The organism is Mesorhizobium koreense (assembly GCF_031656215.1).
Classification (GTDB): Bacteria; Pseudomonadota; Alphaproteobacteria; order Rhizobiales; family Rhizobiaceae; genus Mesorhizobium_L; species Mesorhizobium_L koreense.
The window spans coordinates 4,672,056-4,685,569 of the sequence record NZ_CP134228.1 but is presented as its reverse complement, the minus strand read 5'-3'; the positions used below and the strand labels follow the sequence as shown (position 1 = coordinate 4,685,569).

General features: G+C 64.0%; 10 protein-coding genes. 2 read left to right on the top strand and 8 right to left on the bottom strand.

Annotation, left to right across the window (positions count from 1 at the left end):
- Positions 1 to 9: 9 nt before the first annotated feature.
- The 3 genes from RBH77_RS22325 to pcaD form a co-directional block, all read right to left on the bottom strand.
- On the bottom strand, positions 10 to 1,695 hold the full coding sequence (locus RBH77_RS22325) for an AMP-binding protein (protein ID WP_311029767.1): 1,686 nt from the start codon (positions 1,693 to 1,695) through the stop codon (positions 10 to 12).
- Entirely contained in the window at positions 1,692 to 3,785 is a 2,094-nt protein-coding gene (locus RBH77_RS22320) for a 3-hydroxyacyl-CoA dehydrogenase NAD-binding domain-containing protein (protein ID WP_311029766.1), read from the bottom strand. The genes RBH77_RS22325 and RBH77_RS22320 overlap by 4 nt, the downstream gene beginning before the upstream one ends.
- Before the next feature lie 124 nt (positions 3,786 to 3,909).
- On the bottom strand, positions 3,910 to 4,698 hold the full coding sequence (gene pcaD / locus RBH77_RS22315; RefSeq protein WP_311029765.1) for a 3-oxoadipate enol-lactonase: 789 nt from the start codon (positions 4,696 to 4,698) through the stop codon (positions 3,910 to 3,912).
- Positions 4,699 to 4,752: 54 nt separating this feature from the next.
- Here pcaD and RBH77_RS22310 point away from each other — a divergent pair, with 54 nt between their 5' ends.
- Complete coding sequence (locus RBH77_RS22310; RefSeq protein ID WP_311029764.1) at positions 4,753 to 5,688, top strand: SDR family NAD(P)-dependent oxidoreductase; 936 nt, start codon at positions 4,753 to 4,755, stop codon at positions 5,686 to 5,688.
- 220 nt (positions 5,689 to 5,908) lie between these two features.
- Here RBH77_RS22310 and RBH77_RS22305 read toward each other — a convergent pair whose 3' ends face one another.
- The 5 genes from RBH77_RS22305 to RBH77_RS22285 form a co-directional block, all read right to left on the bottom strand.
- Complete coding sequence (locus RBH77_RS22305; protein WP_311029763.1) at positions 5,909 to 6,214, bottom strand: GIY-YIG nuclease family protein; 306 nt, start codon at positions 6,212 to 6,214, stop codon at positions 5,909 to 5,911.
- 309 nt (positions 6,215 to 6,523) lie between these two features.
- Positions 6,524 to 7,693 carry a trans-sulfuration enzyme family protein gene (locus RBH77_RS22300; RefSeq protein WP_311029762.1) on the bottom strand — a complete coding sequence of 390 codons (1,170 nt, stop codon included), beginning with the start codon at positions 7,691 to 7,693 and terminating at the stop codon, positions 6,524 to 6,526.
- Complete coding sequence (locus RBH77_RS22295) at positions 7,690 to 9,078, bottom strand: pyridoxal-phosphate dependent enzyme (protein ID WP_311029761.1); 1,389 nt, start codon at positions 9,076 to 9,078, stop codon at positions 7,690 to 7,692. Before RBH77_RS22295 ends, RBH77_RS22300 begins: the two co-directional genes overlap by 4 nt.
- Positions 9,079 to 9,232: 154 nt before the next feature.
- Positions 9,233 to 9,994: an ABC transporter permease gene (locus tag RBH77_RS22290; protein ID WP_311029760.1), complete on the bottom strand. Its 762-nt coding sequence runs from the start codon at positions 9,992 to 9,994 to the stop codon at positions 9,233 to 9,235.
- Positions 9,991 to 10,917: an ABC transporter ATP-binding protein gene (locus RBH77_RS22285; RefSeq protein WP_311029759.1), complete on the bottom strand. Its 927-nt coding sequence runs from the start codon at positions 10,915 to 10,917 to the stop codon at positions 9,991 to 9,993. The genes RBH77_RS22290 and RBH77_RS22285 overlap by 4 nt, the downstream gene beginning before the upstream one ends.
- 1,060 nt (positions 10,918 to 11,977) lie before the next feature.
- Here RBH77_RS22285 and RBH77_RS22280 point away from each other — a divergent pair.
- Positions 11,978 to 13,513 carry a sugar ABC transporter ATP-binding protein gene (locus RBH77_RS22280; RefSeq protein ID WP_311029758.1) on the top strand — a complete coding sequence of 512 codons (1,536 nt, stop codon included), beginning with the start codon at positions 11,978 to 11,980 and terminating at the stop codon, positions 13,511 to 13,513.
- Position 13,514: the final 1 nt, after the last annotated feature.

Below are 13,514 nucleotides of genomic sequence, written 5' to 3'. Positions count from 1 at the left end.
GCTTTCTCCTTATGAAGCCTTTGCCGCTTGGCGGCGCTCGGCCTCTTCCTGCTTGAGTTCGAGTTTGGAAAGCTTGCCGACCGAGGTGCGCGGCAGGTTTTCACGGATTTCGAGTTGCGCCGGCATTTCGTGCTTGCCGACCCGGTCCTTCAGGAATTCCTTCAGCGCATCGAGTGTTAGCTCCGGCGCGCCCTTTCTGAGTGTCACGAAAGCCTTCGCGGCCTCGCCGCGATAATCATCCGGCACGCCGATCACCAGCACCTCGTGTACGTCCGGGTGCTCATAGATCATCTGCTCGATAAGTTGCGGATAGACGTTGAAGCCGCCGGAGATGATCATGTCCTTCTTGCGGTCGACTATGGTGAAGAAGCCTTCCTTGTCGATGAAGCCGATATCGCCGGTCAAAAAGCCGCCGTCGGAGAAGAACTGGCCGTGCTCCTTCTCGCGGTTGAGATAGTCCTTTGTCACGTTGTCGCCGAAGATGCGCAATTCCCCGGTGTCGCCTTGCGGCAGCACGCGTGTCGGATCGTCGAGCGCGACGATATCCATGTAGATTCCGGGCAGCGGCACGCCGATCGTACCGATCTTGTCGCCGCGCCCCCTAGGGATGTTGGTGCCGGCGGGCGCCGTTTCGGTCATGCCCCAGCCGCCGAGAATATCGTGGCCGGTGATCTTCTTCAGCTTGCGCCCCACCTCGACCGGCAGCGGCGCGCCGCCCGAGGCGCAGTAGCGCATGGAGGAGAAATCGCGCTTCTCGAAGCCGGGAACGGCCGCGATGGCGATCCACATGGTCGGCACACCGGGAAAGCTGGTGGCGCCGTTCTCGATCTCCAGGAGCGCCGTCTCCGCGTCGAAGCGCGTGTGCATGAGAAGCGCGTTGCCGTTATTCAGGCCCCTGAGCAGGATCGTCGTCAGCGCGTAGATGTGGAAAAGCGGCAGGAAGAGCAGGATCCGGTCGTCGCCCTTCCGGGAGAGGCCCTGGCCGGTGTACCAGATATCGTAGCTTGACACGGCCGCCGACAGGTTCCGATGGGTGAGCTTGGCGCCTTTCGGCATTCCGGTTGTGCCGCCCGTATATTGCAGCAGCGCCAGTTCCCCGACATCGACCGATGGGAAGCCGGCTTCCGTGTCCGCACCGGCGACGAATTGCTCGAATGTCTCGATGCCTTCGCCGGACGGCATGGGGCCCGTCAACGGCGAAGGGCCGAACGCCGCATCGTCGCCCACGATCAGCCGGTCGATGATACCCGCGGGGATGAGCTTGGCCGCGCCCGCCGCCATCTCGCCGATGTTCGTCGTCACCACGACGCGCGCGCCGCTGTCGGCCAACTTGTGCTGGATGACGCGCGGGCTGTCGAGCGGCGACAGATGCACCACCGTTGCCCCCGCTTTCATGGCGCCGAAGAAGGCTAGCGGGTGGTAGAGCGTGTTCGGCAGGAAGAGCGCGATCCGCGCGCCCTTGCCGATTCCAGCGCGTAAAAACGCCGCCGCCGCCTCGTCCACCCGCGCCTTCAGTTCCGCATAGGTCCAGCAGGCGCCACGGAAGACGATGGCATCCTTTTCGCCGAAATGCTCGGCCGCACGGTCGACGATCGAGCCGATCGGCCATACGGGCAGTTCGACGCGCGGCGAAAGTCCCGCCGGGTAACTCTTCTCCCAGGGCCATGGCGCGGGGAAGGGCGGGATACCCGTCACGCCTTCGACGCCTGCAGACTCGAGAAGCCCTTGCCTTCAGCCGCGAGCTTCTTCAGGAGCAGCGAGGGCGCGAAAACGTCCTTGCCGGTCTTGCCGTGCCAGTATTCCAGCCTTTCCGCGATCTTCTTCAGGCCCGTAAGGTCGGCCCAGAACATCGGCCCGCCCCTGCCTACGGGAAAGCCGTAGCCATTGATCCAGACGATATCGATGTCGGACGGCCTGGCAGCGATCTTCTCTTCGAGGATGCGCGCGCCCTCGTTCACCATCGGATACATGGTCCGCTCGGCGATCTCGTCCGAGGAGATGGTCCGGCGATTGACGCCGAGTTCGCGCGCCTTGTCTTCGATCAGCTTTTCGATCTCGGGGTCCGGCGTCGGCGTGCGCGAGCCTTTCTCGTAGACGTAATAGCCGCGCCCAGTCTTCTGGCCGTAGCGCCCCATCTCGCAGATGGCGTCGGCGATAGCGGCCTTTCTACCGAGCGACTTGCGGTTGCGCCAGCCGATATCGAGCCCGGCAAGGTCGCCCATCGCGAAGGGTCCCATCGGCCAGCCGAAATCGGTGAAGACCTTGTCCACTTGCTGAGGGGTCGCGCCTTCCAGCAGGAGCGATTCGAGGTCGGCCGAGCGAGCCGAAAGCATGCGGTTGCCGACGAAACCGTGGCAGACACCGACGACGACCGGGACCTTGCCGATCCGCTTGGCGGTGGCGAGCGCGGTGGCGATGACGTCGGGCGCGGTCTCCTTGCCGCGCACGATTTCAAGCAGTTTCATGACGTTGGCGGGCGAGAAGAAATGCATGCCGAGCACATCGGCCGGCCGCTTGGTCATCGCGGCGATTTCGTTCACGTCGAGATAGGAGGTGTTCGACGCCAGGATGGCGCCCGGCTTGGCGATGGCGTCGAGCCTGGAGAAGACCTCCTTCTTGACCGCCATTTCCTCGAATACGGCTTCGATGATGATGTCGGCGTCGGCGAGGTCGTCGTAGCTGGTCGTCGGCGTGAACATCGCCATGCGCTTCTTGTGCGCTTCCGGCGACAGCGACCCCCGCGAGACGGAAATGCCGTAGTTCCTGTCGATCACGCCCAGGCCCCGGTCGAGGGCTTCCTTGCTCATTTCGAGGATGGTGACGGGGATGCCGCCATTGACGAAGGACATGGCGATGCCGCCGCCCATCGTGCCGGCGCCGATCACCGCAGCCTTGCGGATCTCGCGCGGCCTCACTTCCTTGCCGACGCCTTCGACACGGGCGGCCTCGCGCTCGGCGAAGAAGAGGTGGCGCTGTGCCTTCGACTGATCGCCGGCGACAAGCCGCTCGAACGTCCTCCTCTCCGCGTCGAGCGCGTCGTCGAACTTCATCGTGATGGCGTTGCGCACGGCTTCGGCGCAGGCAAGCGGCGCTTCGAGCCCACGTGTTTTCTTGGTTGCCTCCGCGGCGGCCTTCTCGAAACCGGACATATCCGTCTGCGCGGCTTCGATCCTGGCAGTACGGTCGCGCACCGCGACGAGCGGCCGGTTGGTTTCGGCCGCCTCGCGCGCGAAGGCGACGGCGTCCGCAACCAGATTGTCGACGAGCGCATCCACCAGCCCGGCCTCTTCCGCCTCCAGCGCGCCGATCGGCGTACCGGAGACGATCATGGCGACCGCCTTTTCCGGCCCGACGATGCGAGGCAGCCGCACCGTGCCGCCCGCGCCCGGCAGGATGCCGAGCTTGACTTCGGGAAGGCCGAGCCGCGCGCCCTTGTCGGCAACGCGGAAATGACACCCGAGTGCCAGTTCCAGACCGCCGCCAAGCGCCGTTCCGTGGATCGCGGCGACCGTCGGTTTCGTCGTGATCGACTCCAGCGTGTCGATCAGGTCGCGGAGGCTCGGCGCCTTCTGCGGCTTGCCGAATTCGGTGATGTCGGCGCCGGCGACGAAGGTCCGGCCCGCGCAGGCAAGGACGATGGCCTTGACGCTACTGTCATCGCGCTCGGCCTTGAGCGCCGCGTCGAGCGGTTCGCGCAGATGGTGGCTGAGCGCATTGACCGGCGGATTGTCGAGCATGATGACGGCGACATCGCCATGGCGGGAAACGGATACTGTGGAGGTCAAAGGAAAAAGCCTTTCGTGGGTGTAAACTGAACGGAAGTCGATTTTGGCGGCACACCCCCCTCTGTCCTGCCGGACAGAAGGGGGTGCGAAGAGACTGCATCTTACCCATATGCGCTCAGCTTCTTCAGCCGGTCGCCTCCTTCAAAAATCCTGCGATCAGCCCCGCCACTTCCCCCGGCCGCTCCACGCATGGAATATGCCCCGCATCCCTCACGACTTCGAGCCGTGCCCTCTCGATCAGGTCCGCCGTCGTTCGCATGAGCGTCGGCGAGGTCGTGGCGTCGTGCTCGCCGGCGACGCAGAGCGTCGGCATCCTCAGCGCGCGGGTGGATTCGGTGAGGTCGGCGTCGCGCAGCGCCGCGCAGACACCGGTGTAACCCTCGATGTCGTTGCGCATCAGCATGGCGCGATAGCCGGCAAAGTCGGCTACGCTGTCACGATAAGCCTGCGTGAACCAGCCGGCCAGGATTCCTTCCGCCACTGCCGCCATTCCGCCCCTTTGCACCGTGTCGATGCGGCTGTTCCAGCCCTCGACGGTGCCTATTTTGTGCGCGGTGTCCATCAGAACGAGTGCCGAAACAAGATCCGGTCGGAGCGAGGCGAGGCCAAGCGCGATCATGCCGCCGACGGAGAGCCCGACGACGGCTGCGTCCTTGACCCCGAGATGGTCGAGCAACGCGGCGAGGTCCTCCGCCAAAGTCTTCATGGCATATGGCCCGGCCGTCGCCTCGGAGAGGCCGTGGCCGCGCTTGTCGTAGCGGATGACGCGAAGGTCAGCCGGCAGATGGCCGAGAAGACCGTCCCAGATGCGGAAATCGGTGCCAAGCGAATTGGAGAAGACAATAGCCCTGCCGCCGCGCGCGCCGGCGTCCTCGTAGTGCATTACAGCGCCATTCAAGCGCGCGAAAGCCATGCGGGTCGCTCCTCCCTTGCCTGCGACATACTACCGGGTATGTTGCAAAGCAGCATGCCGTTCAACTATCCCTTCCGTCAAGGGTTGGAAGGCGCATTGTTGATGACGGAAAGCGGCGAAGAGGAGACGACGATGGAAGAAATGACCGGCCGGGGTTTCAAGGACTTCGGCGGCCGTGTCGCGGTGATCACCGGGGCCGGCAGCGGTATCGGCCGGGCGCTGGCGCTTACCGCCGCCGCGAAGGGCATGCGGCTTGCCCTGCTCGACGTCGACATGAACGGGCTGGAGGAAACGCGCGGCCTGCTCGCAGGCGGCAGCGCGCCGCTCATCCGCCGCTGTGACGTTTCGAAGGCCGAGGACGTCCAGGCGGCAGCCGATGCCATCTTCGCCGAAATGGGCGACGTGCATCTTCTCTTCAACAATGCAGGCGTCGCCGTCGGCGGCTATAGCTGGCTGACGACCGTGGACGACTGGCAATGGTCGCTCGGCGTCAATCTGATGGGCGTCGCGAATGGCATACGCTCCTTCGTGCCAAGGATGATCGAAAAAGGCGAGGAGGGCAGGGTGGTCAACACCGCCTCCGTCGCCGGCTTCCTCTCGGTGCCGGGGTCGAGCGTCTACTGCGCCACCAAGCATGCGGTCGTGACGCTCTCGGAATGCCTGCGCCATGAACTGGCGATCGAGGGTGCCAGGATCGGGGTTTCGGTGCTATGCCCCGCCTTCGCCCCGACCGGCATCGCCGATGCCGAGCGCAACCGCCCGGCCGAACTGGGCGCCAAAAACCCATCCGCCGGAATGTTCGACGCCCGCCTACGCAAGGCGGTCGAGTCCGGCAGGCTGACGGCTGACGATATCGCCCGCATCGCCTTCGAGGGCATAGAGGCTGACCGCTTCTACATCCTCACCCACCCCAGGATCAAAGCCGCCATCGCCATCCGCATGGAGGACATTCTGGAGGAGCGGACGCCGACCGACACGGTGCCGAGGTAGAAATTATATGCGGGCCCGCAGTGCGTCCTTCGAGGCTCGCTTCGCTCGCACCTCAGGATGAGGGGGGTCGGTGCCCCTTTGTGGCGTTAAGTTCTGAGAGGCCCAAGGTGTACTACGCTGAGCGCAGCGCTTCAGGATCGGGATGACGCCCGAAGGTCTCCCTCATCCTGAGGTGCGAGCGGAGCGAGCCTCGAAGGACGCACAGCAAACTCCCAACCCATCACCTCTTCGGAACCAGATGGCCACGCTGTGAAAGTTCCGGCAGGTTTTCATAGGCAAGAGCTATCAGCGTTTCCTTTTTGCGCCGCGACCACCCTTTCAATTGCCTCTCACGTGCAATGGCGTCGGTGATGCGGTCATAGGATTCCGTAAACACGAGCGTCACCGGCCGTCGCCGCGCCGTATAGCCGTCGATGGGAAGATTGTTATGCTCCCACACTCGCGCCTCGATTTCCTGTTTGGTCGAGCCGACATAGTAGGAGCCGTCGGAGCAGCGAAGCATGTAAACCGTCATCTCGAATTGCATCTGGTGCGTCCTTCGAGGCTCGCTTCGCTCGCACCTCAGGATGAGGGAGGTTTGTGGGCGGCATCCCAAATCCTGATGCACCGAGACAAGCATATCACATCCTTCGCATCTCTCGGAACGTAATCCCGGTCTCGGAACGTAATCCTGGAAAGGCGAACACCTCCTCCCTCATCCTGAGGTGCGAGCGCAGCGAGCCTCGAAGGACGCACGGCAAGCCCGCCGCTACTTCTCGGTGTGGCGGCTACCGACTCCCTCATCCTGAGGTGCGAGCGGAGCGAGCCTCGAAGGACGCACGGCAACCCCGTCGCCTTACGCCGTCAGCGCCTGCTCCAGATCGGCGATCAAATCGTCGCCGTCCTCGATGCCCGCCGAAAGCCGCACCAGCGAGTCGGAAATACCGACAGCTTCCCGCTGCTCGGCGGGGATCGAGCCGTGGGTCATCAGCGCGGGATGCTCGATCAGGCTTTCGACGCCGCCGAGGCTCTCGGCCAGCGTGAAAAGCTGTACGCGTTCGAGGAAGCGCTTGGTGCCGGCCAGGTCGCGGTCGAGCACCACCGTCAGCATGCCACCGAAAGCGTGCATCTGGCGTTTGGCGACGGCATGCTGCGGATGGCTTTCCAGCCCTGGATAGAAGACGCGACGGACATCCTTGCGTCCCTCGAGCCAGCGGGCGATCTTCAGCCCGTTCGCCGAATGCCTCTCCATGCGGAGAGCCAGGGTCTTCACCCCGCGCAGCGCGAGGAAGCTGTCGAATGGCCCGGCGATGGCGCCGACGGCGTTCTGCAGGAATTTCAGCCGGTCGCGGAGATCGGCGTTTTCGCCGACGATCACCGCGCCGCCGACCATGTCGGAATGGCCGTTCAGATATTTGGTGGTCGAGTGCGCGACGATGTCGATGCCGCGTTCGAGCGGCCGCTGGATATAGGGGCTGGCGAAAGTGTTGTCGGCGACCGCGATCAGGCCGTGGCGTTTTGCGAGCGCCGCGACGCCTTCGAGGTCGACCACCTTCAGGAGCGGGTTGGTAGGCGTCTCGACCCACAGCATCTTCGTTTCCGGCCGGATCGCCTTCTCGACCGCGTCGAGATCGGTGAAGTCGGCGAAGCTGACCGAGAGCCCGGCCGAGCGGCTGCGCACGCGCTGGAGCAGGCGGAAGGTGCCGCCATAGATGTCGTCGGTCGCCACGATATGGGCGCCACTGTCGAGAAGCTCGAAAATGGTGCCGATGCCGGCGAGCCCCGAGGCGAAGGCGAAACCGGCCGAACCGCTTTCGAGATCGGCGACGGCGCGCTCGAAGGCCATGCGCGTCGGGTTCTGGCTGCGGGCATATTCGTAGCCCTTGTGCACGCCGGGGCTCTGTTGCGCATAGGTCGACGTGGCGTAGATCGGCACCATCACCGCTCCCGTGGTCGGGTCGTGGCTCTGGCCGCCATGGATGGCGCGCGTCGAGAATGCGAGTCGGTTTTTCCGTGGATGGTTCATCGGGCGCGCCTCAGATGGTTGATGAGATCGATGCGGGTGACCAGCCCGACGAATTCGTCGCCGTCGAAGATGATGGCGACCTCGTTGCGGTCGAAGATAGGCAATAGCGCGTCGAGCGTCTGGCTGGCCTGGAGCGTGTGCAATTCGCTTGCCATGGCCGTGCGCACCGGCGCGTTGAAGCGGTCCCAGCGCCCCTCATAGGAGCCGTCGACCGCGGAAAGAATGTCGCCCTCATCGACGATGCCGACGAGCCTGCCGCCGTCGAGTACCGGCAGTTGCGAGACGTCGCCGCGCCGCATCCGTCCATAGGCGTTGAGCAGCGTCTCGTCCGGGCCGACATAGAGCGTCGCGCCTTCCCGGTGCGAGCGGGCGACGAGGTCGGAGAGATTGCCATGCGCCTCGCGGTCGGACAGGCCCTGCTCGGCGAGCCACACATCGTCGAAGACCTTGGAAAGGTATTTGTTGCCGCTGTCGCAAACGAAGGTGACGACGCGCTTCGGCTCAGTCTGCTCGCGGCAGTAGCGCAGCGCGGCGGAAAGCAGCGTGCCGGAAGACGAGCCGGCGAGGATGCCTTCCTTCGACAAGAGTTCGCGTACGGCGAGCATGCTCTGCTTGTCGGGAATGGAGTAGGCCTTCTTCACCAGCGACAGGTCGGCGTTGGGCGGCACGAAATCCTCGCCGATGCCCTCCACGGTCCAGCTTCCCGGCTCGATCATCTTGCCGGTCTTGATGAGCGGCGCCAGCACGGACCCAGCCGGGTCGGCGAGCACCATCTCCGTCTTCGGCGACACTTTCGCGAAGAAGCGCCCGAGCCCGGTGAGCGTGCCGCCCGAGCCGACGCCGACCACCACTGCATCGACATCGTGGCCGAGTTGCTCCCAGATCTCGGGGCCGGTGGTGCGTTCATGCGCGGCGGGGTTGGACGGGTTGGAGAACTGGTTGGCGTAGAAGGCGCCGGGCGTTTCCGCCGCCAGCTTCTCCGCCATATCCTGATAATATTCCGGATGCCCCTTGCCGACGTCGGAACGCGTCAGCCGCACCTCGGCGCCCAGCGCGCGCAGATGCTGCACCTTCTCGCGCGACATCTTGTCAGGAACGATGAGAACAATGCGATAGCCCTTTGGAATCCCTACTTGCGCGAGTCCAAGGCCTGTGTTGCCGGCCGTCGCCTCGATGATCGTACCGCCCGGCGCCAGCCTGCCGTCGCGCTCGGCATCCGCGATCATGGAAAGCGCGATGCGGTCCTTGATCGAGCCGCCGGGGTTCTGGCTTTCGAGCTTGATGAAGAGGCGGCATTTGCCCGTGTCGAATTTCGTCAGTTCGACGATGGGCGTCTCCCCGACGAGGTCGAGGACGGATGCGTAGGGTCCGTTGAGGCGGCTCATGATCATATCTCCCGGCGTCTATATCGGACGCGCGGCACGCCTGTGGCAAGGCCGGCGGGCGCGGCGAAAATGCCAGCGCGGTCAGGAGCCTCAAAGGAATAATCATCCAAAAGGATCATCATTCCGGCAAAGGCCGTTCCCTGGGCCAGGCGGATCACGTCTTCAGCCGGTAGCCGGTCTTGAAGATCCACGCCACGATGGCGAGGCATATGGCGAGGAAGACGAAGGTCATGCCGAGGCTCGCGCCGACATCGACGTCGGCCTGCCCGTAGAAGCTCCAGCGGAAGCCGCTGACCAGATAGATCACCGGGTTGAACAACGTGATCGTCTGCCAGAGCGGCGGCAACATCTTGATGGAATAGAAGCTGCCGCCGAGGAAGGTGAGCGGCGTGATGATCAGGAGCGGCACGATCTGCAGCTTCTCGAAACCGTCGGCCCAGATGCCGATGATGAAGCCGAGCAGGCTGAAGGTCACCGCCGTCAGCACCAGGAACAGCACCATGACCAGCGGATGCTCTATCCTGAGCGGTACGAATAGCGCCGCCGTCGCCAGGATGATGAGGCCGAGAATGATCGACTTCGTCGCCGCCGCGCCGACGAAGCTCGCCACGATTTCCAGATAGGAGATCGGCGCGGAAAGGAGCTCGTAGATCGTACCGACGAATTTCGGGAAATAGATACCGAAGGAGGCGTTGGAGACGCTTTGCTGCAACAGCGACAGCATCAGCAATCCCGGCACGATGAAGGCGCCGTAGCTGACGCCGTCCACTTCGCTGATGCGCGAGCCGATTGCTGCGCCGAAGACGATGAAATAGAGCGAGGTCGAAATCACCGGCGAGATGACGCTTTGCAGCTTGGTGCGTCCCCAGCGCGCCATCTCGTAGAGGTAGATTGCCTTCATCGCCTGGAAATTCATGACCGTTCGCTCACCAGATTGACGAAGATGTCCTCCAGCGAACTCTGGTCCGTCTGCAGGTCGCGAAAGCGGATGCCGGCGGCGGCGACGTCGGCGAGAAGCGCGGTGATGCCGGTGCGCTCGCCCTGCGTATCGTAGGTATAGACCAGCGCCTTGCCGTCGTCCGCGCGTTCGAGGCCGTAGCCGCCGAGGCTTTCCGGTACCCGATCGAGCGGATCGAGGAGTTGCAGGGTGAGCTGCTTCTTGCCGAGCCGCCGCATCAACTCGGCTTTTTCCTGCACGAGGATCAGTTCGCCCTTGTTGATGACGCCGACGCGGTCGGCCATCTCCTCGGCCTCCTCGATATAGTGCGTGGTGAGGATGACGGTGACGCCGGTCGCGCGAAGCGAGCGCACCAGTTCCCACATATCGCGCCTCAGTTCCACGTCCACGCCCGCCGTCGGCTCGTCGAGGAACAGGATCGACGGTTCATGCGCCAGCGCCTTGGCGATCATGACGCGTCGCTTCATGCCGCCCGAGAGCGTGACGATCTTGGAATCCTTCTTGTCCCAGAGCGAAAGCGCGCGAAGCGTTCTTTCCACGATCGCATCGTCCCTCGGCTTGCCGAAAAGGCCGCGGCTGTAGCTGACCGTGGCGAACACCGTTTCGAACGCATCCGTCGTCAGTTCCTGCGGCACCAGCCCGATCAGCGAGCGCGCCGCACGGTATTCCAGGACGATGTCGTGGCCTGCGACCGTCACCTTGCCGTCGCCTGGATTGACGATGCCGCAGATGATGCTGATGAGCGTCGTCTTGCCGGCGCCGTTCGGGCCGAGCAGGGCGAAGATCTCGCCCTTCTCGATCTCCAGATTGATCGTCTTCAGCGCCTTGAAGCCGGACGCATAGGTCTTGGACAGGTCGCGGATGGAGATGATCGGTTGCATGGATCGGCCGTTTGAAGAGGCGGGCGCACGGGAAGTGCCGACGGTCGCGACTATGTAGGGGAGTCCTGTGTCCTTTGCCACCCGGCCGGGCAAGATGCTGACAAAGGGATACGCTTCACCAACGAGGGACGGGGAAGCGCTGTCATCGCCACGGCTGCAAACCGGCATCCCGCGCATAGGCGATGATGGTGTCGCAAACACCGTTGATGTCTTTCGGCACAGGAGCGGGCATTGCCACGCTCCCCCTTCGCCCCTTGTGGGAGAAGGTGGCCGAGCGAAGCTCGGTCGGATGAGGGGTGCCGGGCCGAACAGGACGTGGATAAACCTGCGCCCGGTTGCCTTCCAAAACCGCCGATCTCCGCGCTTCCCGCAATTTTTTGCGCCCTTTCTCTCCACGCTCTTTTCCCTTCCTCCATAATGCCCGTCAGTTCCTCCCATCGGGAACACCGATCATGACGGTGATTGCGTGGGGAGGAGCCGGCGCCTCCGCCGTGATGCTGACGTGGCATCATGGCCGGGGAGGTCCCGTCTGGAGGTTCCCCTGGGGGCACTATGACCCCTGCGTGCCGGTAGAAGGCACACAGACCCCGGGACGAGCACCGAACCTGTTCGGAGTGACTACCCTTCGGCAGGTTCAGCGTGAGGCTCTGGGAGCAGCGGAACAGGCGGGAACAGAAATCGCCGGTGGGGCGCGTGTGTCGCGCCACCTGTTTCAATTCGGAAGGCACGGCCGCGCGCCCCGCTTCCCGACTGAACAATGGCCAGGGCCGACAGGCAGCGTGGCGAGGATGACGTATGAAATGCCGGATGCGGAACCCCACTAGTTTTGTCGGCCTCGCGACGCAGCGGTAACAGGAAGTTCAGGAGCCGGCGCGCCCAAACGCAGCTTGTGGATTGCGAAGAAGGACGCTTCACGCTAATCGGTTTAGAACCTGCCGCGATTGCTCGTTCGTGGGCAGAAACAGGAAGGAAACAAGCCGATAGGGGTTGATGAGAATTAGCAGAACCGATTTCAGATGGCTCTTCATGGTTCGGCCCCGAAGGGAGGCGGCTGCTGCTGATGGCTGACGCAACGGGGATCCGTACCGTGCCGGTCATGCGGGTGGAAGGATTGTCCAAATCCTTCGGCCCGGTCGAGGTTCTGCGCGACATCGGCCTCTCCTTTCACGCGGGCAAGGTGCACGCCATCATCGGCGAGAACGGCGCCGGCAAGTCGACGCTGATGAAGATCCTCGCCGGCCACCTGGAGCCGACGAAAGGCACGATCCGCATCGACGGCGAGCCGGTGATCTTCACCGGACCCGTCGATGCCGAAACGCGCGGCATCGTTCTTGTCCATCAGGAAATCCTGCTGGCGCCCGATCTCACCGTCGCGCAGAACCTTTTCCTCGGCCGCGAGCTTTCCAACGGGCTCATGGTCGATGACCGCGTCATGAACGAACGCGCGGCAAAGGCGGTGCGCAATTTGGGCGCGGAGATCGAGCCGAGGGTCGTGGTCGGGCGGCTTTCCATCGCGCAGCGCCAGCTTGTGCAGATCGCGCGCGCTCTTCTGGTGCCGCACCGCGTCGCCATCTTCGACGAGCCGACCGCATCGCTCACGCCGATCGAAACCGAAGCGCTCTTGAAGGTGATCGACGACATACGCAATTCCGGGATCGCGGTGCTCTACATCTCGCACCGCTTGCCGGAGGTGAAGGCGATCGCCGATACGGTCTCCGTGCTGCGCGACGGCAATCTGGTGGCGACGCATCCCGCCGCCGATCTCCAGCCGGTCGACATGGCCCGCCTGATGGTCGGCCGCGACGTCTCCAAGCTCTATCCCGATCGTCATGCCCACGCGGAGCGGGAGCCGGCGCTCGAGGTCGACGATTTTTCGGTTCCGGGTTATGCCAGCCATGCCTCTTTCACGCTCGGCAAGGGAGAGATTCTAGGCTTTGCCGGCCTGGTAGGCGCCGGCCGCACCGAACTTCTGGAAGGCGTCGTAGGCTTGAGGACCGCGCACGGCACGGTGAAGCTTGCCGGCAAGTCGGCCCACTTCGCCAATGTGCATGACAGCATGCGCGCCGGCATCGTCTATCTGAGTGAGGACCGGAAGGGGAAGGGCCTGCTTCTCCTGCAGGATCTCCGCGTCAATCTCACGCTCGCCTCGCTCGGCCGCTTCATGCGCGGCCTCGTCATCGACCGGAAGAAGGAGCGCGCCGCGCTCGACGAGGCGATCGGCGAGTTCGACATCCGCGCCGGCCGCAAGGAGATGCTGGCCGGCCAGCTTTCCGGCGGCAACCAGCAGAAATTGCTGCTCGCCAAGATGATGATGCTGGAACCGGAAATCGTCGTCATCGACGAGCCGACACGCGGCATCGATATCGGCACCAAGGAACAGATCTACAAATTCATCGCCCGGCTTGCCGAAGAGGGCAAGTCGGTGATCGTCATCTCGTCCGAAATGCCGGAACTGATCGGCATCTGCGACCGCATCGTCGTCATGCGCGCCGGCCGCATCGTCGGCGAGGTGACGGGCGAACATATGACCGAGAACGAAATCGTCGTCCTGGCGACCGGCGCCACATCCGAGGAGGCCGCCCTGGTGGCGGAGTGAA